Source organism: Herbidospora sp. RD11066 (assembly GCF_054661255.1).
In genome coordinates this window covers 301,419-325,632 of record NZ_BAAGDO010000001.1, presented here as the reverse complement: position 1 = coordinate 325,632, position 24,214 = coordinate 301,419, and the positions used below count along the sequence as shown (strand labels likewise).

The 24,214-nt window shown below is 69.6% G+C and carries 23 protein-coding genes; 12 read left to right on the top strand and 11 right to left on the bottom strand.

Annotation, left to right across the window (positions count from 1 at the left end; genetic code table 11):
- Window positions 1-132: 132 nt before the first annotated feature.
- A complete protein-coding gene (locus ACYQ78_RS01500) occupies window positions 133-1,071 on the top strand; it encodes an alpha/beta hydrolase (protein ID WP_459798805.1) in 939 nt (312 codons plus the stop codon).
- On the opposite strand, the gene ACYQ78_RS01495 is transcribed toward ACYQ78_RS01500, so the two are convergent.
- From ACYQ78_RS01495 to ACYQ78_RS01485, 3 genes are all read right to left on the bottom strand, one after another.
- On the bottom strand, window positions 1,061-3,562 hold the full coding sequence (locus ACYQ78_RS01495) for a penicillin acylase family protein (protein WP_459798804.1): 2,502 nt from the start codon (window positions 3,560-3,562) through the stop codon (window positions 1,061-1,063). The two genes, ACYQ78_RS01500 and ACYQ78_RS01495, sit on opposite strands and share 11 nt — an antisense overlap.
- 61 nt (window positions 3,563-3,623) lie before the next feature.
- Window positions 3,624-4,157 (bottom strand): DUF1349 domain-containing protein, encoded by a 534-nt coding sequence (locus ACYQ78_RS01490; protein WP_459798803.1) that lies wholly within the window; start codon window positions 4,155-4,157, stop codon window positions 3,624-3,626.
- 5 nt (window positions 4,158-4,162) lie between these two features.
- Window positions 4,163-5,095, bottom strand: coding sequence for an acyl-ACP desaturase (locus tag ACYQ78_RS01485; RefSeq protein WP_459798802.1), 933 nt, complete (start codon window positions 5,093-5,095; stop codon window positions 4,163-4,165).
- Window positions 5,096-5,226: 131 nt separating this feature from the next.
- On the opposite strand from ACYQ78_RS01485, the gene ACYQ78_RS01480 reads away from it, so the two are divergent.
- Window positions 5,227-5,832, top strand: coding sequence for an SHOCT domain-containing protein (locus ACYQ78_RS01480; RefSeq protein WP_459798801.1), 606 nt, complete (start codon window positions 5,227-5,229; stop codon window positions 5,830-5,832).
- Here the strand turns inward: ACYQ78_RS01480 and kal are convergent.
- From kal to kdd, 4 genes are read right to left on the bottom strand one after another with little or no spacing between them, the layout of a single operon-like run.
- On the bottom strand, window positions 5,816-6,190 hold the full coding sequence (gene kal, locus ACYQ78_RS01475; protein ID WP_459798800.1) for a 3-aminobutyryl-CoA ammonia lyase: 375 nt from the start codon (window positions 6,188-6,190) through the stop codon (window positions 5,816-5,818). The genes ACYQ78_RS01480 and kal overlap by 17 nt on opposite strands.
- Window positions 6,187-6,951, bottom strand: a complete 765-nt coding sequence (kamE, locus tag ACYQ78_RS01470; protein WP_459798799.1) for a lysine 5,6-aminomutase subunit beta — start codon at window positions 6,949-6,951, stop codon at window positions 6,187-6,189. Before kamE ends, kal begins: the two co-directional genes overlap by 4 nt.
- Window positions 6,948-8,447, bottom strand: coding sequence for a lysine 5,6-aminomutase subunit alpha (kamD, locus tag ACYQ78_RS01465; protein WP_459798798.1), 1,500 nt, complete (start codon window positions 8,445-8,447; stop codon window positions 6,948-6,950). Before kamD ends, kamE begins: the two co-directional genes overlap by 4 nt.
- Window positions 8,444-9,433 (bottom strand): L-erythro-3,5-diaminohexanoate dehydrogenase, encoded by a 990-nt coding sequence (kdd, locus tag ACYQ78_RS01460; RefSeq protein WP_459798797.1) that lies wholly within the window; start codon window positions 9,431-9,433, stop codon window positions 8,444-8,446. Before kdd ends, kamD begins: the two co-directional genes overlap by 4 nt.
- Before the next feature lie 70 nt (window positions 9,434-9,503).
- Between kdd and ACYQ78_RS01455 the strand changes: the two genes are divergently transcribed.
- A complete protein-coding gene (locus ACYQ78_RS01455; protein ID WP_459798796.1) occupies window positions 9,504-10,358 on the top strand; it encodes a beta-keto acid cleavage family enzyme in 855 nt (284 codons plus the stop codon).
- On the opposite strand, the gene ACYQ78_RS01450 is transcribed toward ACYQ78_RS01455, so the two are convergent.
- The gene (locus ACYQ78_RS01450; RefSeq protein ID WP_459798795.1) at window positions 10,312-10,827 is read right to left on the bottom strand and encodes a hypothetical protein; all 516 of its coding nucleotides are present in this window, start codon (window positions 10,825-10,827) and stop codon (window positions 10,312-10,314) included. The genes ACYQ78_RS01455 and ACYQ78_RS01450 overlap by 47 nt on opposite strands.
- Window positions 10,828-10,942: 115 nt before the next feature.
- Between ACYQ78_RS01450 and ACYQ78_RS01445 the strand changes: the two genes are divergently transcribed.
- Window positions 10,943-12,112, top strand: a complete 1,170-nt coding sequence (locus ACYQ78_RS01445; RefSeq protein ID WP_459798794.1) for a M20 metallopeptidase family protein — start codon at window positions 10,943-10,945, stop codon at window positions 12,110-12,112.
- Here the strand turns inward: ACYQ78_RS01445 and ACYQ78_RS01440 are convergent.
- Together ACYQ78_RS01440 and ACYQ78_RS01435 are read right to left on the bottom strand one after the other, a co-directional pair.
- Complete coding sequence (locus tag ACYQ78_RS01440; protein WP_459798793.1) at window positions 12,101-12,538, bottom strand: TIGR02611 family protein; 438 nt, start codon at window positions 12,536-12,538, stop codon at window positions 12,101-12,103. The two genes, ACYQ78_RS01445 and ACYQ78_RS01440, sit on opposite strands and share 12 nt — an antisense overlap.
- Window positions 12,539-12,773: 235 nt before the next feature.
- A complete protein-coding gene (locus ACYQ78_RS01435; RefSeq protein WP_459798792.1) occupies window positions 12,774-15,491 on the bottom strand; it encodes a cellulose binding domain-containing protein in 2,718 nt (905 codons plus the stop codon).
- Between the two features lie 106 nt (window positions 15,492-15,597).
- Here ACYQ78_RS01435 and ACYQ78_RS01430 point away from each other — a divergent pair, with 106 nt between their 5' ends.
- From ACYQ78_RS01430 to ACYQ78_RS01410, 5 genes are read left to right on the top strand one after another with little or no spacing between them, the layout of a single operon-like run.
- The gene (locus tag ACYQ78_RS01430; RefSeq protein WP_459798791.1) at window positions 15,598-16,176 is read left to right on the top strand and encodes a class I SAM-dependent methyltransferase; all 579 of its coding nucleotides are present in this window, start codon (window positions 15,598-15,600) and stop codon (window positions 16,174-16,176) included.
- A gap of 28 nt (window positions 16,177-16,204) precedes the next feature.
- A complete protein-coding gene (locus tag ACYQ78_RS01425; protein WP_459798790.1) occupies window positions 16,205-17,029 on the top strand; it encodes a patatin-like phospholipase family protein in 825 nt (274 codons plus the stop codon).
- A 40-nt stretch (window positions 17,030-17,069) separates the two neighbouring features.
- Entirely contained in the window at window positions 17,070-17,492 is a 423-nt protein-coding gene (locus ACYQ78_RS01420; RefSeq protein WP_459798789.1) for a nitroreductase/quinone reductase family protein, read from the top strand.
- Between the two features lie 30 nt (window positions 17,493-17,522).
- Window positions 17,523-19,187 (top strand): sodium:solute symporter family protein, encoded by a 1,665-nt coding sequence (locus ACYQ78_RS01415; protein ID WP_459798788.1) that lies wholly within the window; start codon window positions 17,523-17,525, stop codon window positions 19,185-19,187.
- A 10-nt stretch (window positions 19,188-19,197) separates the two neighbouring features.
- Entirely contained in the window at window positions 19,198-19,419 is a 222-nt protein-coding gene (locus tag ACYQ78_RS01410; RefSeq protein WP_459798787.1) for a hypothetical protein, read from the top strand.
- On the opposite strand, the gene ACYQ78_RS01405 is transcribed toward ACYQ78_RS01410, so the two are convergent.
- Window positions 19,405-20,478 carry a sugar ABC transporter substrate-binding protein gene (locus tag ACYQ78_RS01405; RefSeq protein ID WP_459798786.1) on the bottom strand — a complete coding sequence of 358 codons (1,074 nt, stop codon included), beginning with the start codon at window positions 20,476-20,478 and terminating at the stop codon, window positions 19,405-19,407. The genes ACYQ78_RS01410 and ACYQ78_RS01405 overlap by 15 nt on opposite strands.
- Window positions 20,479-20,631: 153 nt before the next feature.
- On the opposite strand from ACYQ78_RS01405, the gene ACYQ78_RS01400 reads away from it, so the two are divergent.
- The 3 genes from ACYQ78_RS01400 to ACYQ78_RS01390 all read left to right on the top strand — a co-directional run bounded on the left by ACYQ78_RS01400 (window position 20,632) and on the right by ACYQ78_RS01390 (window position 24,214).
- Window positions 20,632-21,591, top strand: a complete 960-nt coding sequence (locus ACYQ78_RS01400; protein WP_459798785.1) for a LysR family transcriptional regulator — start codon at window positions 20,632-20,634, stop codon at window positions 21,589-21,591.
- Between the two features lie 98 nt (window positions 21,592-21,689).
- Window positions 21,690-23,123: a S1 family peptidase gene (locus ACYQ78_RS01395; protein ID WP_459798784.1), complete on the top strand. Its 1,434-nt coding sequence runs from the start codon at window positions 21,690-21,692 to the stop codon at window positions 23,121-23,123.
- Window positions 23,124-23,227: 104 nt separating this feature from the next.
- On the top strand, window positions 23,228-24,214 hold the full coding sequence (locus ACYQ78_RS01390) for an ABC transporter permease (protein ID WP_459798783.1): 987 nt from the start codon (window positions 23,228-23,230) through the stop codon (window positions 24,212-24,214).

Genomic DNA, 24,214 nt, shown 5'->3' with positions numbered 1-24,214 from the left:
TCGCCGCTTTCCGGCCACCTCCACGGGCCAACACCGACAGCCCGCCTCCCGGCCATTCCCGGAAATTTCGCGCCCTTGCACCTGTCTGCCCGCAGACCCACCAACGCCAGCCCACCCAGAGAGGACTCCCCCATGACCCCCGTCCGGCCCGCCGTCGATGCCGAACTTCTCGCCCTGTTCGCCGATATGCCGCTCATGCCCGAGCTGACGCCCGAGGTCGTCGCGATGCTGCGCGGGTTCCCGTCCACCCCGCTCGACACGCTCTTGGAGGGCCGGAAGGTCGAGCGGCGGGAGGTCACCGTGGTCGCCGACGACGGTGCGGCGATTCCGCTGACGATTCTCAGTCCGGCCGACCGGGCCGCCGACGCACCCTGCGTCTTCTGGATTCACGGCGGCGGCATGATCATGGGCGACAGGTTCGCGAACCTGGACATCCCGCTGGAGTGGCTCGACCGGCTCGGAGCGGTCGTCGTCACCGTCGACTACCGGTTGGCGCCCGACGTCACCGGGACCACCCTCGCCGAAGACTGCTACCGCGCTCTGACCTGGACCGCAGAGAACGCCGCCGACCTCGGCGTCGACCCCACGAAGATCGTCGTCGCGGGGATCAGCGCCGGAGGCGGGCTGGCCGCGGGGGTCGCCCTGATGGCCCGCGATCGGGGCGCGCCCGCGCTCGCCGCCCAGGTTCTCATCTGCCCGATGCTCGACCACCGCGACGCCACCACGTCCACGCTCCAGTTCACCGGGCCCGGGGTGTGGAGCCGTGAGATGAACGCCTACGGCTGGCGGGCCGTCATCGGCGACCTGACCGACGTCCCCGCCTACGTCTCCCCGGCGGTCGCCGCCGACCTCTCGGGCCTGCCGCCGACGTACATCGACGCGGGTTCGGCCGAGGTCTTCCGGGACGAGGACGTCGCCTACGCCTCCCGCATCTGGGCGGCGGGCGGCCGCGCCGACCTGCACGTGTGGGACGGCGGCTTCCACGGCTTCGACGCCCTCTACCCGGCTGCGGGCCTCTCGGTGGAGGCCCGCCGCACCAGGACCGAGTGGCTGAACCGGCTCATGGGGTGAGGGTCAGTTCGTCGGTCGTCGCCTTGCGGACCGCCGCCTCCGTGAAGGGCCACGGGGTCGTCTTGCCCACGGCCCACAGGTCGGCCTGGTCGGTGTAGTTGCCGTTGAAGGCGTGGCCCGAAGCACCGGTCAGGTTGACCCACGTCGACGCGTCGAGGTTCGCCAGGTCGGCGACCATTCTCATCGACGGGACCCAGTCGACCTCGTAGTTCCCCGACGAGGCGTCCCAGCCGGTCGCGTTCACCGCGTCCTTGCTGCCCGCCAAGGGGTACGGCCCGCGGTTGAACAGCCACTCGATGGGGGCGAGGCCGCTGGTGCCGAAGGTCTCGTTGGTCAACTCCAGGGTGTGCAGGTCGCCCCACTTCCAGCTCTCGGGGTCGTCGCCGAGCTTCTCGCGGAGTTCCTTGGAGGCGGCGTCCAGGGCAGAACGCAGGATGTCGTCGCGCTGTTCGGGCGTGGGGGTCTTCGCGTCGTCCCACCACTTGTTCCCCGGCTCGTCGAGCAGTCGCCGGACCACCTCCCACCAGCGGTCGTTGCCTCCGGGGCGCTGGTCTTCGCCGAGTTCGTCGTGGAAGGTCAGGGTCAGCAGGTTGCGCCACACGGCGTTGTAGTAGGCCGCCGCCGCGCTGTCGGCGCCCTGGGTGAAGTCCCAGCCGGTGAAGAGCGCGGTGTCGGCGCCGCCGACCCGGGCCAGGTGGGGGACGAGGATGGGGGCCAGGCCGTTGTAGGTGTCCTGGTGGATCTCCGACATGACGTCTTTGGTGATCTTGCCGGCCGCGATCGCCTGGGTCAGGCGGTCGGTGATGCGCTGGGAGCGGTAGCCGTAGGCCCAGTCGTCGGTGAGGAAGTGGGTGTAACCCGGGCCGACGGCCGCGTTGTTGGCGGTCGCGATGAAGCCCTCGGGCGGGTTGAACGCCATCGGCAGTTCGTCGAACGGGATGAAGCCCGTCCACTCCTGGTCACCGGTCCAGCCCTCGGCGGGCCACTTCCCGTCGCCGCCCGATCTCACCGGGATCTTTCCGGGGGCCTGGTAGCCGATGTTGCCGGAGGTGTCGGCGTACACGAGATTCTGCGAGGGGACCTCGAACTGGGCGGCGGCCTTGCGGAACTCGTCCCAGTCGGTGGCTCTGCCGAGCATGAAGATGGCGTTGCCGGTCATGCCGGGGTCGAGGGCGGTCCAGCGCAGGGCCACCTCGACGCCCTCCTTCCGCAGCGGGTCGACCGGTTCGAAGACGTCGGAGACGATCGGGCCGTGCCGGGTGGTGCGCACGGTCAGGTCGACCGGCTGTCCGCCGGCGACCTCGATGCGCTCGGTGCGGGTCTCCAGGGGGGCCCAGGTGCCCGAGATCTCGTACGTCTCCTCGCGCACCCGCTCCAAATAGAGGTCGGCCACGTCGGGGGCGAGGTTGGTGAAGCCCCACGCGATCGTGCGGTTGTGGCCGATGACGACGCCGGGCAGGCCGGAGAAGGTGAAGCCCGAGACGTCGTACGGGCAGGTCTCCGAGAGGGTCCGGCAGTGCAGGCCGGCCTGGTACCAGATCGAGGGCATCTTGGGCCCGAGGTGCGGATCGTTGGCGAGCAGCGGCTTGCCGGTGTCGGTGAACTTCCCGGACACCACCCACGAGTTGGAGCCGATGCCCTTCGGATCGCCCTCGCTGCCCAGCAGCGACGGCACCGCGTTCAGCGTCGCCGAGACCTTCTTCAGCGCCTCGGACGCGGCGGTCGCCTGATCACCCCCGCCGGAGGTGAACTCCCCGCCCCGCACGCCGCCCGTGGTGACGATGGGTTTGTGGAGGTCGTACGGATAGGGCGGGAACAGTTCGTCCACCCGCTCACGGGAGACGGCCGCGGCGTCGACGGAGCGTTCGATCTCGTCGTCGAGGTTCGACCGCAGGTCCCAGGCCATCGCCTTCAGCCAGGCCAGCGAGTCGACCGGCGTCCACGGCTCGGGTTCGTAGGCGCCGTTGGTGAGCTTCAGGACGGCGTACTCGAGACTGCGCGAGGCGAAGCCCTCGTTGTCCTTCATCCAGGCGTTCACCCCGGCGGCGTAGGAGTCGAGACCCGCCTTCGCCTCCGGGGTGAGGAGGTTCATCTCCTGCTCGGCCACCCGGCGCCAGCCGAGCGTGCGGACCACCTTGTCGATCTCCAGGGTGGAGTCGCCGAACAGTTCCGACAGCCGCCCGGCCGTGGTCTTGCGGCGGAAGTCCATCTCCCAGAACCGGTCCTGGGCGTGGACGTACCCCTGCGCCATGAACAGGTCGGCGGCGGTGTCGGCGTAGATCTGCGGCACGCCGTGACCGTCGCGCAGCACCGTGACCGGCTTGGCCAGACCCGGTAGCCGCAGCTCACCGTCGAGTTGCGGGAACGACGCCCGGACCACCCAGACCCCCGCGCCCGCCGCGACCAGCGCGAGCACCAGCACGGTGGTCAGGATCCGGAACAGCCAGCGAACCGGCCATGAGAACCGTTTGTAAGGAGCGAATCTCACCATTCCCGGACCTTCCCGCTCATGTGCGCAACACAGTATGCGGGGTGGAACAGTGTTCTGGTACCTAGCCGGTGATCACGACTTCGGAGAATTCGACCTGGAAGCCCTTGCCCACCGGCGCCGCGCCCATCGCCCCGGCCAGCGCGGGCACACCGGGCGGGAAGTAGGCCAGCCGGAGGAGGGTCTCCGGGGCGCCGCCGTTGACGCCCCAGTTGACGTGGACGGCGTCGCCCTCGCGGACGAGTTCGAGCGTGACCGACGTGGTGCCCTCGGGGGCGCGCAGCACCGACCAGTCGGAGAAGTCGCGGGTCACGACGGCGCTGATCTGGAGGGCGCCGTCGACGAACTCCACCCCGGCCTTGATCCAGTTGTTCTCGTCGGCGCGCAGGATGGCCCCGGCCTGGTCGTACTGCTCGGCGTAGTCGGCCGTGAAGGTGACCCGCACGGTGGCGTCGCCCTCGACGGTGCGGCCGTACATCGGCGCGGTGTCGAAGGTGTAGCCGTAGTGCGTCTGCCGCCACAGGTCGGTCTCGCCGGTGACGGAGAAGGTCAGGGCGTCTCCGTCGGCGGTCCAGCTCGCAGGCTCATTGATCCACATACATGCTATTTTGCCGCTTCGCGGGCCCTCCGGGCCTCCCGGCGCTCCTCGAATCGCTTGGCGGTCACCTCAAGGTTGTCGAGGAACTCGGCCAGCTCGGTGCGGGCCTTCTCGCCCTCGTCGTCGAGGCCCTCCTTCTCGAAGACCTTCCACTGGCGCAGCACCGGCATGAGCACTTCGTCCTTGTGCGAGCGCAGGTCGTAGATGCCGGCGTGGGCGATCTGCATGGACATGCGGGCGAAGCCCTGCATGCCGGCGCCCGGCATCTGGAACGAGGTCACGACGTCGGTGATGGCGCGCATGGTCTGGTTCGGGTCGAGCTCCAGGGCCGCGCCGAGCAGGTTGCGGTAGAAGAGCATGTGCAGGTTCTCGTCGGCGGCGACGCGGGCCAGGATGCGCTCACACGTCTCGTCCTGCGAGGCCTTGCCGGTGTTGCGGTGGGCGATGCGGGTCGCCAGCTCCTGGAAGGAGACATAGGCGAGCTGGCCCAGCATCGTGCCGTATTCGGTCTGGAACCCGTTCTCCATGTGGGACATGCGGGCCCGCTCCAGCGCGGTGGGGTCGAGCGCGCGCGAGGCGATCAGGTAGTCGCGGATCACGATCGCGTGGCGGCCCTCTTCGGCCGTCCAGCGGCCCACCCAGGTGCCCCACGCACCGTCGCGGCCGAAGGTGGTGGCGATCTCGTGGTGGTAGCTCGGCAGGTTGTCCTCGGTCAGCAGGTTGACCAGCAGGGACGTGCGGGCGACGTCGGGGATCGTGGAGTCTTCCGGCCGCCAGGCGGTGCCGCCGAGGATCCCGTCGAAGGTGCGGGCGTCGTCCCACGGGATGTATTCGTGCGGGAACCATTCCTTGGCCACGGCCATGTGCCGGTTGAGATTCTCCTCGACAACGGGTTCCAGCTCGACCAGGAATTCCGTCTGCGTCAGTGCGCGCGCCATGTCAGCTCCCCACATACCTACGTTTTCGTAACCTACGCTACCGTAGCTTTCTCTCCGGCGATGCGAGTGCCCGCACAAGCCGACACGTCAGATCTTGTAGATACCGATGCTTGCCGAGGTAATGTGCGCGCATGCCCAAAGGTGCGCGCATCTGGATCGGCCTCTCGGTCGGTCTGCAACTGATCTGGAGCCTGCCACTTGCGGTCTTCATGTACGTCCTGTGGACGAACGCCGCCGAAACCGTACACCTCACGCTTTCCCTCGTGTTTGGAACGATCTCGCTGGTCGTCGTCGTGGCACTCGCCCTGATGATCGCCTCCTGGCGGCGGACCGACGCCCGCGAACGCGCCCTGCGCGAGACGGGGCTGCGCGCCGAGGCCGTCGTGACCGACGTGGTCCCCACCGGCGTGCGGGTGAACAACCAGCTCATGTACCGCCTGATCGGGCACGTGCCCGAGGTGCCCGGCATGGAGATCAGGCAGTCGACCATCTTCCCGGTCCCGCCGGGCACCCGGCTGACCATCGCCTACGACGCCGACAAACCGGGCAGACCGCTGGTCCTCGACGACCTGAAGTCGGTCGCCCACCGGATGCGGGTGGGCCCGGTGCCGCCCCTGCCGACGGGCGCCGACGCGGTGATCCTGCGGCTCACCCAGCTCGACCAGCTGAGGCAGTCGGGCGCGATCTCCGACGAGGAGTTCGACCGCCTCAAGTCCGACGTCATGGACGGCCGGTAGGAACCACCACCGTTCCCACGGCCGTCGTCACCACCAGCGGTGGGTCGAGGACCTCCGACGCCGACGGCGACAGGTCGGGCCTGGCGCGGCAGACCACCCGCGCCTCGAAGGTGAGCGTCCTGCTGCGGTTGCCGACCCGGGTCACCTCTGCCGACACCTCCAGCACGTCGCCCGCGATCACCGGGGCCCTGAACTGCACGTCCTGGTACGACGCGAACAGCCCCTCGTCACCGTCCATGCGGATGCACACCTCGGTCGCCACGTCGCCGAACAGACCGAGCACGTAGGCGCCGTCGACCAGTGAGCCGCCGTAGTGGGCGTGCGAGGCCGGGACATAGCGCCGGTGAGAAACCTTCATTCGCTCACCAGCGCGTGGACGAGGTAGCTCGCCACCTCGCCCGGGGTGGTCCCCTTGCCGAAGATACGGTCGACGCCCAGGTCGGCGGGGGTCACCGTGTCGAACCTCGGACCGCCGACGATCAGCAGCGGGCGGCCCAACCCGCCGGTCAGCGAGGTCGGGTAGGCCTCGGTGAAGGCCGCCGCCATCTGCTTGGTGTTGTGGATGTGGGCGCTCTTCTGGGTCACCACCTGCGACACGAGCACCGCGTCGGCGTCGACCTCCTTCGCCCGCGCCACGAGATCGTCGACCGCCACCTGCGCGCCCATGTTGTGGACCTCGATCTCCCGGTAGTACTCCAGGCCCTTCTCCCCGGCGAACCCCTTCACGTTGAGGATGGCGTCGATGCCGACCGTGTGGGCGTCGGTCCCGATGCAGGCGCCGACCACGACCAGCCTGCGACCCAGCCGTTCTTTGAGAGCGCCGTTCACCTGCGACGGCGTCAGCAGCTCGAACTCGCGCCCCTCCGGCACCTCGATCCCGGCGTAGTCGATCAAGTGCACGAGCTTCCCGTACACGATGAAGAAGGTGAAGTCGGGGCCCATCGCCTTGGTGTGCACGACGCTCGCCGGGGACAGGCCCATCTTTCCGGCCAGTTGCAGGGCGGCCAGTTCGGCGCGGGGGCCGTGCGGGACCGGGAGGGTGAAGCTGACCTGGATCATGGCGTCGCCGGTCGTGTCGCCGTACGGGCGGATGATCTGTTTGAGGGTGTCCACGGTCACGGGGCCGCCTCCAGGATGTCGGTCGCGGGGTTCACGTAGTCGCCGGCCTTCTCGATCACTCCGTCGAGGCCCCGGCCACGGTCGGCGGGTCGCTTCGTCACGCCGAAGACGCCGTCGGCGATGGCGTTCAGCAGGCCGTCGTCGGCCACCCGGTGCAGCAGGTCGACGGTCTCCGACAGGACCCGGGCGGCCCGGTCGCGGATGAAGGGGCCGGGCAGGAAGTCGTCCGAGAGGTCTCCGGCCGCGCGGCGGACGTAGCGGACGTTCTCCAAAGCCAGGTCGCGGTCGGAGAGCCAGGGGGTGTGGATGCCCTCGGTCATCATGCCGATGAGGATGATCGACTGGCCGGTCATCACCCCGGCGAGGTTGAAGAAGGCGTCCAGCAGGTAGCCGGCGAAGATGTTGCCGGTCATGTGCTTGGTCGGCGGCATGTACTTGAGCGGCGCGTCCGGGAACAGCTCCCGCACGAGCTGCGCGTGGGCCAGCTCCAGCCGGAACGAGTCGGGGATCTGCGGGTTGATCTCGAAGGCGTGGCCGAGACCGAGCTGGGCGTCTGTCAGGCCCGCCTCGTGGCCGAAGCGCTCGTTCAGCAGCTGCGAGGCGACCACCGTGTGGGCGGCGTCGACGGCGTCGGCGGTGGTGAGGTAGTTGTCCTCCCCGGTGTTGATGACGATCCCGGCCCGCGCGTGGATCTGGCGGGAGAACCGCTGGTCGATGAAGGTCCGGCGGGGGTTGATGTCGCGGAAGATGATGCCGTACATGCAGTCGTTCAGCATCATGTCGAGCCGTTCCAGCCCGGCCAGCGTCGCGATCTCGGGCATGCACAGGCCGCTGGCGTAGTTGGTCAGCCGGACGTACCGCCCCAGTTCGCCGGACACCTCGTCGAGGGCGGCCCGCATGAGGCGGAAGTTCTCCTGGGTGGCGTACGTCCCGGCGTAGCCCTGGCGGGTGGCGCCTTCCGGCACGTAGTCGAGCAGCGACTGGCCGGTCGAGCGGATCACCGCGATGACGTCGGCGCCCTCCCGCGCCGCCGTCTGGGCCTGCGGGATGTCCTCGTGGATGTCGCCGGTCGCGACGATCAGGTAGATCCAGGGCTTCCCGGGGTCGCCGTGTTTCTCCAGGAGCCGGTCGCGGTCGGCACGGTTGCGGTCGATCCGGGCGATGCCCCGGCCGACCGCCTCCCTCGCTCGGGTGAGCGCCCGGTCCCGGGCGGCTCCCGTCGGCATCTCGAACGTCAGACCGCGCCAGTTCTCGGCCGCGAAGAACGGCAGCGCCACACCGTGTTCCAGACCCACCTGGTCCCGTACGGCATCCGCGACGCGGTTGACCCACGGGGTCCCGTCGGCGTCCGCTCCGGTGACGCCCGCCAGCCGGAGCACGGCCCGTTCCACGGAGACCGTCGTGTGGGTCTTCGCCATCTGGATGACCGGTTCGGCGGCGCGGGCGGCCAGCTCACGGGCCTTGCGGACCACCACGGGGTCGAGACCGAGCTTCATCGCAGCCGCTCCTCGAACGCGGCCCGGACGCCCGGTTCCTCGCGCAGCAGCGTGAGCGCCAGCGCCGCGTGGCCGGGGGCGTAGCCGTTGCCGATCAGCATCGTGACGTCGGCGCCGAGCCCCTCGGCGCCCAGGGCGGCGGCGGAGAACGAGGTCGCCATCGAGAAGAAGACGACGGTGCCGCCGTCGCGGGTGGCCAGGATGGCGGCGTGCTCGCAGCCGGGCGCGTCCACACAGACGACCGTGACGTCGGCCTTCAGGTCCGACAGGGCCACGGCGTCGCGGGCGTCGGCGATCAGGACCTCGTCGGCCAGGTCCCTGATCGTCCAGGCCTCCTTCTCGTCGAGGACCACTCCGACCGTGCGGGCCCCCGCTCTGCGGGCGGCGGCCAGCGAGAGCGAACCGCTCTTCCCCGCCGCGCCGAGCACCGCGACCGCCGGGTCCTCGTACCGCCGGACCACGCGCTGGGTCAGGGCGGGGGCGCCGCAGACGTCCATGACCGCGAGCGCCAGCGGGACCGGCAGGTCGGCGGGGAGTTCGGCGGCCACCGAGCGTTCGAACAGGATCGCGTGGCCGTCGCAGGGCACCTGCTCCGACAGGCCGTCCCAGGGCGTCGAGGTGAGCACCAGCGGGGTCAGCGTCAGCGACACCAGCGTGGCGACCCGGGTGCCGGCGGGGAAGGCCGGGCCCTCCTCGACCACGCCGACCAGCATGCCGCCCGATCCGGTGACCGGATTGTGCATCTTGCCGCGGGTCCTGATGATCTCCAGCACTTCGCCGCGCACGGCCGCGCCGTCGCCGTGGTGCTTCTCGCGCAGTTGCCGGTACGACGCCGCGTCCAGGTTGAGCCGTTCGACCCGGATCCTGGTCTCCCCCGGCCACAGACCGGGTGACGCGTCGAGCCGATGGGCCGCCTGAGGGAGCGCGCCCGGTGGCGACAGCACCCGGTGCAGCCCGATCGGAGAGGCCGTCCGCAATGGTCCCACCGCCCTTACCTGAGTCTCGACTCAGGAAAGCATCTTGTCCCGCCCCTGAACAAGGGGGCAATATCCGGATATGCCAAGCACGCTCATCACCGTGGCGCCGACCGGGGCCGAATCGGCCAAGGCCGACGTGCCCGCCCTTCCGGTGACTCTGGACGAACTGGTCACCACGGCCAGGGAGTGCGAGGCGGCGGGGGCGGCGGTGGTTCACGTCCACATCAGGGACGCGTCGGCGCGGCCCACGCTCGACCTGGGGCTGCTGAAGGAGACGGTGGCCGCGCTGCGGGAGACCGATCTGGTGGTCCAGCTCTCGACGGGCGGGTCGGTGCATGATCCGTACACGGAGAGACTGAGGGTGCTGGACGCCGGACCCGACGCCTGCTCCCTCACCTGCGGCACCGTGAACTTCGGCGACGACGTCTTCATGAACCCGTGGGGCTTCGTGGCCGAGCTCTACCAAGAAACGCAGGTCAGAGGCGTCGTGCCCGAGTTCGAGCTGTTCGACCTCGGCCACGTCGCCACCATGAACCGCCTGCTCGACCGCTACGGCCCGCCCGCCGGAGGCCGGGTGCACTGCGACCTCGTGATGGGGGTGCCGGGCGGCTTCACCGGCGACCTGCGCACGATCGCGGCGGCGGTGAGCCTGCTCCCGTCCGAGGCGACGTGGTCGGCGACCGGGATCGGCCGTGAGTCGCTCCGGGTGATGTTCGCCGCCCTCGCCGGGGGCGGCCACCTGCGGGTCGGCATGGAGGACACCCTCACCTACGCCAGAGGCCGCCCCGTGCGCGGCAACGAGGAACTCGTCGCCCGCGCCGCCGAGGCGGCCCGATTGGCCCAGCGGCCTCCGATGACGACCACGGAGGCCCGCGCGTTCCTCGGGATCAGACCCGCTCCGGCTCCCGGTCGGACGGCGCCTCCAGCTCCGTGACGGTACGCCGCGTGCGCAGCAGCAGATAGGCCGCACCCCCGGCCCCCGTGAGCGCCATCAGCAGCGCCACCACCCCGAGCACGCTCCAGTCGCCCTTGACCCCCATCGTGTCGATGTCGCTCGCGCACACCTCGGGCCGCGTCGGATTCTCCAGGTAGACGCAGGCCGTCGCGGCCACCGCGTCGGTCGGACGCCCGCCACCGGCCTTCCCGGCGAGCCGGAACGTGCTGGTGCCGGTCGGCAGCAGCGCCTCCCAGGCGGCGTAGTTGGACGACAGGGTGGCCCCCTCGGCCCGCAGCCCGGTCAGCCCGGCGGGGAACGCGATCCGCACATCGGCCTTGACCGGCCGGGGCTCCCGGTTGACCACCTCGACCGTGTACTCCACCCGGCCCGACAGCTCGGTCACGCCGTTGTCGATGGTGACGGAGACACCGCCCGAGAGCAGTGCGAGGAGCAGTGGAGCGAGCATGATTCCCTCCCATTCTCGGTGACGCTGAGTCACTAAGAATCGCAGCCTGTCACAGACCGAGGACACAAAGGCGCGCCGCGTTGAACCCGGCCCGAGAACCGGCACAGGATGAGACATGACTTTTCAGGACGAGCTGGAAGAACTGCGGCGCTCCATCCACCGGGAACCCGAGATCGGCCTCGATCTGCCTCGCACCCAGGAGAAGGTCCTGGCCGCCCTCGACGGCCTGCCCCTGGAGGTCACCACCGGCGAACGCCTCAGCTCGGTCACCGCCGTCCTGCGCGGAGGAAAACCCGGCCCGAGCGTGCTGCTCCGCGCCGACATGGACGCCCTGCCGGTCCAGGAACGCGTCCCGGTCGACTTCCGCTCGACCGTCGACGGCGCCATGCACGCCTGCGGCCACGACCTGCACACCGCCATGCTCGTCGGCGCGGCGCGGCTGCTCTCGGAACGCCGCGAGCACCTGGCCGGGGACGTCGTCCTCATGTTCCAGCCCGGCGAGGAGGGCCACGAGGGCGCCAAGATCATGATCGACGAAGGCGTATTGGACGCCTCGGGCAGCCGGGTCGTCGCCGCCTACGGCCTGCACGTGTTCTCGGCGATCGTCCCGAGCGGCTGGTTCGTGACCAAGCCCGGCCCGGTCCTCGCCGCCGCCGACACCCTGAACGTGACCGTGCGCGGGCGCGGCGGCCACGGGTCGACACCGCACCGGGCGCTCGACCCGGTGCAGGTGGGGTGCGAGATCGTGAGCCAGCTCCAGACGTACACGACCCGGGCCTTCGACGTGTTCGACCCGGTCGTGGTCACCGTCGGCCAGTTCCACGCCGGCACGGCCGACAACGTCATCCCCGACGAGGCGTTCTTCCAGGCCACCCTGCGGGCGTTCTCGCCGGAGACCCGGACCCGGCTGAAAGAGGGGGTGGTCCGGCTGGCGACCGGCATCGCCGAGGCGCACGGCCTGCGGGCGGAGTGTTCGTTCGGGATCGGCTACCCGGTGACGGTCAACGACCCTTCGGAAGCCGCGTTCGCCGGGGAGGTCGTGACCGAGACGGTCGGCGCCGACCGGTATCTGACGATGCCGCGCCCGGCCACCGGGTCGGAGGACTTCTCGTTCGTCCTCGACGAGGTGCCGGGCGCGTTCCTCGTATTGGGTGCCCACGCCAAGGGGGCCGACCCGGCGACCTGCGCGACCAACCACTCCCCCGAGACCGAGTTCGACGACTCGGTGCTGGCCGACGGGTCACACGTGCTGGCCGCCCTGGCGGAACGGCGCCTACTTGTTTAGGAAGTTCAGCCCGTATTCGATCATGTCGATGCCGAGCGTCAACTTGAGACAGGCCCAGACGATCGCGAAGGCGACCGCGAACGTGAGGACCCCGGCGATGATCCGGACCGCCCAGTTCTGCCGCTTCAGCCAGTCGGTCGCCATGGTGACGTAACGCTTGGCGAACTCCAGCACCCGGTGGGCCCAGCTGAACTCGGTCGCCAGCAGCGCCAGCCCCCCGAACACCACGAACCACCCCGGCCCCGGGAACGGCACCATGATGAGCCCACCGATCACCATGGCCCCGCCGATCGTGCCGACCACGATCTTCAGGGTCAGAGCGCCCGTGCGGGTCGCGCGGAAACGGTCGAGCCGCCCCCTGATTCCACTGTTGTCCACCGCGACCGGCGTCTTCGGATTGACGTCGGGGTCGGTGGGTCCGGCCATAGCCATATAGGTGTCACCCCCTCGGCAAGCATAACCAGGGGCCTTGCAGGCACCTTTCAGCCGAATGGACGATTTTGCGTCATACGGGGGTACGACTCCCGCAGCGCATCCGGGCGAGACGGAGCTCTTTCCAGGCGGGGGCCGACATGACGATCCCCGCCTGCGCGCCACGAACCGAATAGCCCGAAACGTCGAGCCGGCCGGGATGAGGACCATCCCGGCCGGTTCGCAGGGGTCAGGCGGGGGTGCAGGTCACGGCGGGGATCGGGTTGGTGCCCGACTGGCCGGCGTTGAAGCCGAACGTCGTCGTGCCGTTGGAGCTCAGGTTGCCGTTGTAGCCGGCGTTCACGACGGTCTGGTTCGCACCGCTCGCGGTGTGGACGCCGTTCCACAGCTGGGTCACCGTCTGGCCGTTGGCCCAGGTCCAGCGGACCGTCCAGCCGGTGATCGCGGTGGTGCCGCTGTTCCTGACGGTCACGCTCGCGCCGAACCCGCCGGGCCAGGAGTTCGTGATCGTGTACGTCGCCACGCACGCCTTACCCGGGTTGGGAGACGGAGACGGGCTCGGAGACGGACTCGGGCTCGGGCTCGGTGAGGGGCTCGGACTCGGACTCGGCGAAGGGCTCGGCGATGGAGACGGCGAGGGGCTCGGCGAAGGAGACGGGGTGGGGCCGGTGCGATCCGCGTACAGGATGCCTCGGCCGTTGGTGCCCAGGTAGACGCGGCCCCAGATTCTCGGGTCGCCCGTGATGGCCTCGCCGATGTTGCCGTACTGGTGCTGGTCGTCGTTGATCCGGACCCACGTCGCGCCCGTGTCGTCCGAGCGGAACACGCCCCGGACTCCGTCGATCTTCGCGATCAGGAACAGCGCCTGGTACGACTGTCCCGGCGCCGCCTTGCCGAACCCGACGTTGTCCGACTCCTCCACATTGGACAGCTTCGTGAACGACGTCCCCGAGTTCGTCGACCGCCAGAGACCAGCGCCTCCGGCCAGCCAGATGTCGCCCTCACGCCCGGGAACGGCCTTGAATCGCGCGGAAGTGGGCAACCCCGTCGCCGCCGAGGCGGTGAAGGTCTGGCCGCCATTGGTCGAGACGTAGAACCGCCCGTTGCTGAAGGCGTAGAACTTCTGCGGGTTCACCCGGTCGGACTCGATCCGGGCCCCAGAAGGCACTCCCGACGAGGCCGACCACGAGTTGCCGTACCCGACCGAATAGACCACGGAGGCACCGCTGTCGCCGGGCGCCCACACGAACCGGCTGCCGTCGGCCGCCGCGGCGACCGTGCCGCCGTTGTTGATCCCGCCGGGCTCCTGGCCCTGGAACCAGTTGGCGCCGCCGTCGGTCGAGAAGGCCACGTGGTTGTCGCCCGGCCGGTCGGCCTCGGTGAAGTTGCCGACGCGGACCATCGTCGAGGGGTTCAGTTCGGCGTAGTCGAGCGAGGTCGTCGAGGTGAAGTTCGGCTGGAGGAACATCATCGGGGGCACGGCGTCGAGGTTGGTGTGCCGGAAGCCGCCGATGTCGCCCAGGCCCGAGATCAGCGGCGCCGCGCCGGTCGGCGGGCTGACCAGGTCGAGGACCGCCGTCTCCTCCAGGCCCTTGACCATGGGCTTGATGGTGAGCTGGCCGCCGGTGTCCCAGAGTTTCAGGTCGGTGGAGCCGTAGATGGTGGCGCCGGTGCCGTACATGAAACGGTTGCCGTCGAAGGGGTCGATCTCCATCGACTCGGTCATCCAGCCCAGCTTGGGGGTGACCTCGGGGGGCTGCGGGTTGGCTCCCCAGCTGAGCCAGGGCGACGAGCTGATGTCCATCTTGTAGCGGAAACTACGGTTCGGGTACGAGGTGAAGTCCCAGATCCGGGTCCAGGTGGCGCCCGAGTCGGTGGACCTCCAGAAGATCACGTCGGGCCACCAGGAGGTCTGGGTGGCCACCATGATCGTGCCGGGGTTGGTCCGGTCGATCGTGAGGCCCGAGTAGCCGAAGTAGGTGTCGGAACTGGCCGACGGCATCGGGGAGATCTGCGTCCAGGTGCCGGTGGCGGTGGCGTAACGCCAGACGTCGCCCTTGGCGCCGGAGTAGGGTCCGGCGGTGTCGGACGTGGCGATGTAGAGGTAGCCGTTGACGTGGTCGAGCACGCCCTTGTGGGCGATGTATCCCGTGGGGGTGCCGGGCAGGCGCTCCCACGTGGTGCCGCCGTTGGTCGTCCGGTAGACGGTGTTGGCCTTGTCTGCCACGCCGACGTAGATCGTCTGGGTGGCGTTGCCCGACGTACCGGACCGCTTGTCGAAGGTCACCCACACGACGCCGGGCTGGTGGGAGCCGTAGCCGTTGGGGTCACCCGGGTCGTCGCTGTAGTTGCCGGCGTTGGGGAAACTGGTCACCTTGGCCCAGGTGGCGCCGTAGTCGGTGCTCCGCCAGAGCCCGTTGCCCATCGGCGCGCCGAAGTAGAGCGTGCCGTTCCGGTTGGGGTCGACGGCGAGCCGCTCCCCCATGCCCCGGCCGGGCATGTTGCCGCCGAGCTTGAACGGCAGCGGGGTGACCGACCACGAGTCTCCCTTGTTGGTCGACCTGAGGATCGCCCCGTTGTTGGGGTCCCACGAGTTGGTGTACATGCCGACGGCGGCGTACACCCGGTTGGTCTGCACGGGGTCGGTCGCGATGCTGTCGACCCCGTTGTAGCCCCAGTTCGTGAACCCGACCCAGTCGAGCAGGGGCTTCCAGGACGTGTTCGACTGGTCCCAGCGGTACATGCCGCCGATGTCGGTGCGGGCGTAGATCAGGTTGCGCTCGGTCGGGTTGAACACGATGCCCGGGACGAACCCGCCGCCGTCGATCCGCACGTTCTTGTACGTGTACGGATCGGACGCGACCGCCCCCGCGGGGGCCATCCTCACCACGGCCGCGACCAGGGCCAGGGCGAGGATCGCGAGCATGCTGACGATCTTTCTTCGCATGGACGGTTTCTCCTCCGTGAATGGATAACCGGCCATGCACGATCAGGTGGGGACCCTGACCGTCCGCCCAGCGCGTGCATGGAACTGATGAGAGGGTAGCAATAGTTTGACGTACAAACCAACTATCTGGGACGACGAGGCCGGCACCTTCGACGACGCGCCCGACCACGGCCTGCGCGACCCCCATGTCCGGGCCGCCTGGGCCGGCCGCCTGGCCTCCTGGCTGCCGGAGACGTCCTCGGACGTCTTCGACGCCGGTTGCGGCACCGGCTCACTCTCGCTCCTGCTGGCCGAGCAGGGCCACCGCCCCATCGGCGTCGACCAGTCCAGGGAAATGGTCGAACGCGCCCGGCGCAAGCTCGCCGACGCCGGATTCGAGCCGCAGATCACGGTCGGCGACGCCGCCGAACCCCCGGGCCACTTCGACGTGATCCTCTGCCGCCACCTGCTGTGGATCTTCGACGACCCGGTGGCCGTCCTGCGGACCTGGATCGCGAGCCTGCGCCCGGACGGCCGCCTCATCCTGGTCGAGGGCCGCTGGGGCACGGCGGGCCTGACGGCCGAGGAACTGGTCGGGATGGTCCGCCCGATGGTCAGGGAGATCGTGGTCGAGCCGCTGCCCGACCCCGTGCTGTGGGGCCGCCGGATCCACGACGAGAGATACGCCGTGGTCGCCCTCCCCTAGCGGCCGCCGATAGAACATAATTCGGTACATGACGAGAGCATTGGTTCTGGGCGGCGGAGGCATCGCCGGCATCGCCTGGGAAGCGGGAATGGTCACCGGCCTGCGCCGCGAGGGCGTCGACCTCGGCACCGCGGACACGATCATCGGGACGTCCGCCGGTTCGGTCGTCGGCACCCTCATCGCGACCGGCGCCGACCTGGAGCAGGCCGTGGCCAAGCAGAGCACGACCGACCACGGGCCCCGGCCGCCCGTCGACATGGCGCCGGTGATGCAGGCGTTCGGGATCCTGTTCGACCCCAGCGTCGAACCGAAGGAGGCGCGGCGCCGGGTGGGCGAGCTCGCGCTCGCGCTGCCGATCGTCGAGGGTATGGCGCGCATCGAGTCGGTCGGCAACCGGCTGCCGGTCAAGGTGTGGCCCGACCGGGACCTCCAGGTCACCGCCGTCGACACCGCGACCGGCCAGTTCGTCGTCTGGAACCGCGAGTCGGGCGTCGACCTGCCGCTGGCCGTCGCGTCGAGCTGCGCCGTGCCGTGCGTCTACCCGCCGGTCGAGATCAACGGCGCCCGCTACATGGACGGCGGCGTCCGCAGCGGCACCAACGCCGACCTCGCCCAGGGCGCCGACACGGTCGTGGTGCTCGAACCGCTCATCGGTATGGTCCCCCCGGAGCGGCTGGCCCGCGAACTGGAGAAGACCGGCGCCACGCAGACCACGACGGTCGGCCCCGACGCGGCGGCGAAGGCCGTGTTCGGCACCGACGTGCTCGACCCGGGCCTGTGGGCCCCGGCGTTCAAGGCCGGCCTGGCGCAGGCGCCCTCGGTGGCCGCACAGGTCGGCGAGGTGTGGGGCTAGCTGACACATACCGTCAGCTATTTCGGCAAGTATCAGGCGCATGAGCAACCCGATGGACGGCGACATCCGCGAGATCAACCGTAAGACGATCGAGGACTTCCGCGCCCACAAGGGCGGCGGCCCCTTCGAGGGCCGCGCCCTGCTGATCCTGACCACCCGCGGCCGCGTCACCGGCCGTCCCCACACCACCCCGATGATGTACGTCATCGAGGGCGACCACCTGCTGGTCATGGCCTCCGCCGCCGGCGCGCCCAAGGACCCCGAGTGGTACCGCAACCTGCTCCAGACCCCCGACGTCACCGTCGAGGTCGGCGACCAGACCTACATCGCCAAGGCCCGTCCGACCGAGGGCGCCGAATACGACGCGGTCTGGTCGGAGATCAAGAAGAACTACCCGTTCTTCGTCGAACACGAGAAACTGGCCGGCCGCCAGATCCCGGTCGTCGCACTCGAACGCACGTGAGCCGGTGAGGTTCCTGGGTAGCGGGGGGCCGTGCTCGCACTTGCTCCCCAGGACCTCCGCCTGGATGTCAACGCGCTGGACTATCTGATCCTGGCGCTCTACTTCGCCGTCGTGGTGGGCATCGGGTTCGCCGCCCGCCGCGCCATCCGCTCCTCCAGCGACTTCTTCCTCGCCGGGCGTGCCCTGCCCGCGTGGATCACGGGTCTCGCGTTCGTCTCCGCCAACCTCGGGGCGATCGAGATCCTCGGCATGGCCGCCAACGGAGCCCAGTACGGCCTCATGACCGTCCACTACTACTGGATCGGCGCCATTCCGGCCATGGTGTTCCTCGGCATCGTGATGATGCCGTTCTACTACCGGTCGAAGGTGCACAGCGTCCCCGAATTCCTCCGGCGGCGGTTCAACCCGGCCACGCAGCTGTTCAACGCCATCGCGTTCGCCGTCGCGCAGGTGCTGATCGCGGGGATCAACCTCTACGCGCTGGCCCTCGTGATGGAGGCGCTGCTCGGGTGGCCCCTCTGGTTGTCGGTGATCGTGTCGGCGGCGATCGTGCTGGCGTACATCACCCTCGGGGGGCTGTCGTCGGCCATCTACAACGAGGTCATGCAGTTCTTCGTGATCATCGCGGGGCTGGTCCCGGTGGTCGTGCTCGGGCTCATCCGGGTCGGGGGGTTCGAGGGGCTCGGGCAGAAGGTGCGCGAGAGCGTGCTCGGCGAAGGCGGGCTGCACACGTGGTCGACCACCGCCACCACGGACAATCCGCTCGGGGCGAGCTGGATCGGGATCGTGTTCGGGCTCGGGTTCGTGCTGTCGTTCGGCTACTGGACGACCAACTTCGCCGAGGTCCAGCGCGGTCTGTCGGCCCGCAACACCAACGCGGCGCGGCTGACGCCGATCGTGGCGGCCTATCCGAAGCTGCTGATCCCGGTCGTCACGGTGATCCCGGGGCTGATCGCGCTCGTGCTGTTCTCCAACCTCGGCAAGGACGACGGGCCCGCCTACAACTACGCGATCCCGCTGCTCATGAACGAGTTCCTGCCCAACGGGGTGCTCGGGGTCGCGGTGACCGGCCTGCTGGCCTCGTTCATGGCCGGCATGGCGGCGAACATCTCGGGGTTCAACACCGTGTTCACGTATGACATCTGGAAGGGTCACGTGAACGGGGACAAACCCGATGAGTTCTATGTACGACTCGGGCGCATCGCCACCATCGGCGGGGTGGTGGCCGGGATCGGCACCGCGTTCATCGCGGCCGGGTTCTCCAACATCATGAACTACCTCCAGGCGCTGTTCGCGTTCTTCAACGCGCCCCTGTTCGCGACGTTCATCATCGGCCTGTTCTGGAAGCGGATGACCCCGTGGGCCGGGTTCTGGGGCATCATCGCGGGCACCCTGGCGGCGTTCGCGGTCTACATCCCGTACCGGGCGGAACTGCTGGACCTCGGGACCGACCTGAACGCCTCGTTCGTCGCGGCGGGGGCGGCGTTCCTGGTCGACGCGGTCGTGTCGGTCGTGATCACGCTGGTCACCACGCCGAGACCCGAGGAGGAGCTCCGGGGTCTCGTGTACGGACTGACCGACGTCGACCTCAAGGACGACTCCCTCGCCGGGGACAAGAAGTGGTACCGCTCCCCGGTCGTCCTCGGTTCCGGCGCGCTGGTGCTGGCCGCCGCCTTCTACCTGCCTTTCCTGTAAGGGGGACGCGATGCTGTTCGACATCCGCCGCATCCTGGGCGGCCTGTTCGCCGTCTACGGCGTGATCCTGGTGATCGCCGGGTTCCTCGACGGGGCCGAGGAGATCGCCAAGGCCGAGGGGGTGCGGATCAACCTGTGGACGGGCGTCGGGATGCTCGTCCTGGCGGCGATCTTCCTGGTGTGGGAGCGGCTGCGGCCCAAGGACGTGCCCGATCCGTCAGATGATGCCTAGTTCCTTGCAGGCGGGCTTCAGGTTGGCGGGGCCGCAGATCTCGTTGACCGTCCAGAACCCGTCTTTGACGACGGTGTCCTTGATCGTCGAGCGGACCACCACGATCGGCTTGGTGATCATCGCGGGGATGTCCTTCCTCGTGTCGTTGCTCACCGTGCTGGTGCCCCGGATCGGGCGGCCGGCGCCCAGGTCGACGGCCAGCTGGGCGGCGTTCTGGGCCTCGGGCTTGATCGGTTTGTAGATGGTCATGGTCTGGGTGCCGAGCATCATCCGCTGGACGGCGTCGAGGTCGGCGTCCTGGCCGGTCAGCGGGGTGTTGGGCGGCAGGCCCGAGTCGCGGATCGCGGAGGCGGCGCCGCTGGCCAGGCCGTCGTTGGCGGCGTACACCCCGATGACGGCGTCTCTGCCGATCTTGTCGATGGCCTGCTCCGTCTCGGTCTCGGCCACTTCGGGGCTCCAGCCGGGGGTGTCGTACTGGGCGCCGATGCGGACGTTGCCGTCGAGGACGGAATGGGCGCCGGCCTTGAACTCGGCGGCGTTGGGGTCGGTGGGCGCTCCGTTGAGCATGATGATCTCGCCCCGCCGGCCGCCGGCCCGCACCGCGTCGAGCAGCGACTGGCCCTGCAACCGGCCGACCTCGAAGTTGTCGAAGGAGGTGTAGGCCTCGATGGCGCCCTCGGCGAGCCGGTCGTACGAGACGATCTTGACCGCCTGCCGGGCCGCGCGGTCGACCGACGGCTGGATGCCGCGGGCGTCCACGGGGGTGAGGATGACGACCTTCACGCCCTGGGCGGTCATCTGGTCGAGCTGGCGGCGCTGCGCGACGGGGTCGCCCTCGGCGTTGACGTTGACGATCTCGCAGTTGGGGCACAGCTGCGCGACCGACGAGGTGATGTACGGGCGGTCGAACTTCTCCCAGCGCGGGGTGGTCTGGTCGGGAAGCACCAGACCGATCTTGAATCCGCGTGCGATGATCTGGGCCGGACCCTCCGCCTCGGGCCTCTCCGAACCGCAGGCGGCCACGCCGACGAGCACCGCCAGCGCGAGAAAGGTCCTCACCTACGCCCCCGTTCTTTTGGGGAGGCGTACCCTGCGGGTTCCCATGGGGTAACGGTGGCGGTCCAGTCTTGATAGACCTTTTCCGACATGACTAGTCAGACTGTGTGACAAATCATCATTGCTGGAGTTATTCGGGGGTCATACCTTCACGTTATGGACCTCGAGCTCCGCCACCTCAGAATCGTGCGTATGGTCGCCGAGACCGGCAGCGTCACCAAGGCGGCCAGTGCGCTCGGGCTCGCCCAGCCCGCGCTCACGGCACAGTTGAAGCGGATCGAACGGGCGCTCGGCGGCAGCCTGTTCGAGCGTGACCACACCGGTTCCCGCCCGACCGCCCTCGGTGAACTGGTGCTCGCCCGCGCGCAGGTGCTGCTCCCCGCGGTGCAGCAGTTACAGGAGGAGGCCGCCCGGCTCGCCAACGGCGAACCCGCCGGCCGCCGCTACCGCATCGGCGCCACCAACGGCCCGATCCTGGGCGGCCTGGTCGACCGGCTGGCCGCCGCGGAACCCGCCGCCGTCATCACCACCGCCACCTCGTGGTCGACCGGCGAGCTGTCCACCAAGGTGATGCTCGGCCGCCTCGACTACGCCCTCATGGGCGTCTGCGGCGACTCCCGGCCACCCGGCGACGAGGCGCTGTCGTGGGCCGTCGTCGCCAAGGACCCGGTGTTCGTGCTGGTCTCGGCCGCCCACCCGCTGGCCGGGGAACGGGAGGTCGAGCTCGGCGACTTCGCCAAGGAGCAGTGGGCCGTCACCCCCGGCGACGGCTGCTTCGGCGAGTGCTTCGCCGTGGCCGCCTCGCGGTCGGGCTTCGCCCCCGAGACGATCTACGAGACCGACGTCGCCACCTGCATCCACCTGGTCAGGGTCGGCCGCGCGGTCGCCTTGTGCCAGGCCACGTTCCGCACCAGCGAGGGGATGATCGCGCTCCCCGTGAAGGGCGCGCCGCTGCACTGGCGGCAGCTGCTCGGCTGGCACCAGGAGACCCCCGCCGCCGCCTCGGCGCCCGCCGTGGTCAGCCACGCCAAGTTCTCCCACCTGGACGCCGTCAGGCAGAGCGCGCCCTACTCGAATTGGCTGGCCCGAAACCCCGGGTACGGAACCATGCCATAGGCGGGCCATAACACCGTGATAGGGGGGCAAACGACGGCTCCTCGGGAGGCGGTCCTGGAGATTACGTTCAGGTCACTCCCAGCCCCCAAGGAGAATCGATGCGCAGCAGGCACATCCTGAGCGCGGCGAGCGCCCTCACCATGGGCTTCGCCCTCGTCCTGTCCTCCGCCCCGGCCGCCCAAGCGGCGCCGGCTCCGGCACCCTCGATGCTGGAGGCCCTCCAGCGCGACCTCAACCTCACGGCCGAGCAGGCCGGGCTCCGTCTCGTCAACGAGGCACGGCTCGGCAAGCTGGAGGGCAAAGTACGTACCGACGCCGGCGCCTCGTTCGCCGGTTCCTGGCTCGACGGCGCCACGGCGAACACGCTGACGGTGGCCACGTCGGACGCGTCCAAGGTCGCCGCCATCCAGGCCGGCGGTGCCAAGGCGCAGCTCGTGACCCGTTCCCTGGGCGACCTGACCGCGCTCAAGGACAAGCTCGACGCCGCCACGGCCCCGCAGACCGTGCCGGTCTACTACATCGACGTGAAGAGCAACTCGGTCGTCGTCGAGACCCGCGACCAGGCCGCCGCCGAGGCGTTCGTGGCGTCCGCCGGTCTCGACAAGGCGGCCGTGACGTTCAAGGCCTCCACCGAGGTCCCGCAGACCTACTACAACATCCGCGGTGGTGACGCCTACTACATCGGCGGCGGCCGCTGCTCGGTCGGCTTCTCGATCACCCGTGGCAGCACCAACGGGTTCGTCACCGCCGGTCACTGTGGCAACGTCGGCAACGCGACAACGGGCTACAACCAGGTCGCGCAGGGCACCTTCCAGGGGTCCTCGTTCCCCGGCAACGACTACGCCTGGGTCGCCACCAACGCCAACTGGGTCTCGACCCCGACCATCGCCGGCACCTCCACGACCGTGGCGGGCTCGACGGCGCAGGTCGTCGGCGGCTCGATCTGCCGCTCCGGCTCCACCACGGGCTGGCACTGCGGCACCGTCCAGCAGATCGGCACCTCGGTCACCTACCCGCAGGGCACCGTCTCGGGCGTGACCCGCACCAACGTCTGCGCCGAGCCCGGCGACTCGGGCGGCGGCTGGATCTCCGGCAGCCAGGCCCAGGGCGTCACCTCCGGCGGTAGCGGCAACTGCTCCGTCGGCGGCACGACCTACTTCCAGCCGGTCAACGAGATCCTCTCGGCCTACGGCCTGACCCTGACCACCTCGGGCACCGGTCCCCCGCCCGGCGGCGGCACCTGCAACGGCGGCACCCTCTCGGGCACCCTGAGCAGCAACCAGTACGGCAACAGCGCCCAGTTCACCGCCAACGCCGGCACCCACACGGTCTGCCTCGACGGCCCGAACGGCACCGACTTCGACCTCTACCTCCAGCGCCTGAGCGGCTCGACCTGGACCACCGTGGCCAGCGGCACCAGCGCGAGCGCCGACGAGTCGATCACCTACAACGGCAGCGCCGGCACCTACCGGTACCGCGTCCACGCCTACAGCGGCTCGGGCTCCTTCACGGTCACCTACACCCGCCCGTAGTACGTAAAGTTTTCGGCCAAATCAGCACCGTCGGGCTTTATTTACGGCCCGGCGGTGTTGACCCATTTGAGACCTTTTCGGATGACTCTTATGGGGGACGCGCAATGTCGGGCACCAGTCGCCATCTCAGGGCACTGGCAGGCTGTATCTTCGCAGCCGTCGCCGGTCTGCTCCTGATCGGCACGGGGCTCCACCTCTCCGGCGCGGGCTGGCACCTCGCCCGATGCTTGACCGGCGAGGAATCCCCGATCGACGCCGCCGTTCTGCCGGCCGGATACCCTGGCCTCGACTCGATCCCGTCCCTGCCACAGACGACCCTGACCGAGATCCGCGCCGTACCCGGCGTGGCCGAGGCCATTCCCGTGCAGGGTGGCGGGGTCGGCCTGGTGGGCTTCGGCACCCTGGTCCCGCTCGAGGCCGTCGCGCTCGACGTGGCGCTGCTGGCCTCCACCCCGGGCCTTGAAGGCGACATCCCGCACGGCTCCTCCGACGCCGTTCTCGACAGGCGGACCGCCGACCAGCTCCACCTGGAGGTCGGCGAGACGATCGTGGTCCACGGCAACGGGGCCAACCGGTCGTTCGAGATCACCGGCGTGACCGAGTCACGCGGAAACCCCAGTTTCGACGTACGCGGCACACTAGGGCTCCTGCCCATGGCCGCCGCCGACCTGGTCGGGAAGCTGGAGATCGAGTCCGTCCACGTCCAGGGCGACTCCGGGGTCGACCCCGGTGAGCTGCGGGAACGGCTGCGCGCGGCCCTCGGCAGCGACTACGAGGTCATGACCCACGCCGAACTGCTCGCCTCCGGCGACGTGACCACCGAGACGCTGCCCCCGGTGCTGGGCGTCGTGGGGTCGCTGCTGGTGGTGGGGTCGGCGCTGACGGCGTACATGGGCCGCCAGACGACGACCACCACGAGCCTGCTGATGGCGACGACGGTCCTGAGCCTGACCGCGACGGCGGCGGTGATCGTGGCCTCGGCGGGCGTGGAGATCTCCAACCTGCCGATCATGGTCGTGGCCGCCGTGACGGCGCTCGCCTCGGTGGCGGCGATGGTGCTGCGCCCGAGGGTCCTGGCCCACCTCGGCTGA

What these genes read in the sequence shown, in the direction of transcription:
- ACYQ78_RS01450 (WP_459798795.1), bottom strand. Translation starts at nt 10,827, where the DNA reads ATGCTCGCTCCACTGCTCCTCGCACTGCTCTCGGGCGGTGTCTCCGTC.
- ACYQ78_RS01445 (WP_459798794.1), top strand. Translation starts at nt 10,943, where the DNA reads ATGACTTTTCAGGACGAGCTGGAAGAACTGCGGCGCTCCATCCACCGG.
- kamD (WP_459798798.1), bottom strand. Translation starts at nt 8,447, where the DNA reads ATGAAGCTCGGTCTCGACCCCGTGGTGGTCCGCAAGGCCCGTGAGCTG.
- ACYQ78_RS01410 (WP_459798787.1), top strand. Translation starts at nt 19,198, where the DNA reads ATGCTGTTCGACATCCGCCGCATCCTGGGCGGCCTGTTCGCCGTCTAC.
- ACYQ78_RS01390 (WP_459798783.1), top strand. Translation starts at nt 23,228, where the DNA reads ATGTCGGGCACCAGTCGCCATCTCAGGGCACTGGCAGGCTGTATCTTC.
- ACYQ78_RS01395 (WP_459798784.1), top strand. Translation starts at nt 21,690, where the DNA reads ATGCGCAGCAGGCACATCCTGAGCGCGGCGAGCGCCCTCACCATGGGC.
- ACYQ78_RS01435 (WP_459798792.1), bottom strand. Translation starts at nt 15,491, where the DNA reads ATGCGAAGAAAGATCGTCAGCATGCTCGCGATCCTCGCCCTGGCCCTG.
- ACYQ78_RS01495 (WP_459798804.1), bottom strand. Translation starts at nt 3,562, where the DNA reads ATGGTGAGATTCGCTCCTTACAAACGGTTCTCATGGCCGGTTCGCTGG.
- ACYQ78_RS01490 (WP_459798803.1), bottom strand. Translation starts at nt 4,157, where the DNA reads ATGTGGATCAATGAGCCTGCGAGCTGGACCGCCGACGGAGACGCCCTG.
- ACYQ78_RS01480 (WP_459798801.1), top strand. Translation starts at nt 5,227, where the DNA reads ATGCCCAAAGGTGCGCGCATCTGGATCGGCCTCTCGGTCGGTCTGCAA.
- ACYQ78_RS01500 (WP_459798805.1), top strand. Translation starts at nt 133, where the DNA reads ATGACCCCCGTCCGGCCCGCCGTCGATGCCGAACTTCTCGCCCTGTTC.
- kal (WP_459798800.1), bottom strand. Translation starts at nt 6,190, where the DNA reads ATGAAGGTTTCTCACCGGCGCTATGTCCCGGCCTCGCACGCCCACTAC.
- ACYQ78_RS01485 (WP_459798802.1), bottom strand. Translation starts at nt 5,095, where the DNA reads ATGGCGCGCGCACTGACGCAGACGGAATTCCTGGTCGAGCTGGAACCC.
- ACYQ78_RS01425 (WP_459798790.1), top strand. Translation starts at nt 16,205, where the DNA reads ATGACGAGAGCATTGGTTCTGGGCGGCGGAGGCATCGCCGGCATCGCC.
- ACYQ78_RS01420 (WP_459798789.1), top strand. Translation starts at nt 17,070, where the DNA reads ATGAGCAACCCGATGGACGGCGACATCCGCGAGATCAACCGTAAGACG.
- ACYQ78_RS01455 (WP_459798796.1), top strand. Translation starts at nt 9,504, where the DNA reads ATGCCAAGCACGCTCATCACCGTGGCGCCGACCGGGGCCGAATCGGCC.
- ACYQ78_RS01400 (WP_459798785.1), top strand. Translation starts at nt 20,632, where the DNA reads ATGGACCTCGAGCTCCGCCACCTCAGAATCGTGCGTATGGTCGCCGAG.
- ACYQ78_RS01440 (WP_459798793.1), bottom strand. Translation starts at nt 12,538, where the DNA reads ATGGCCGGACCCACCGACCCCGACGTCAATCCGAAGACGCCGGTCGCG.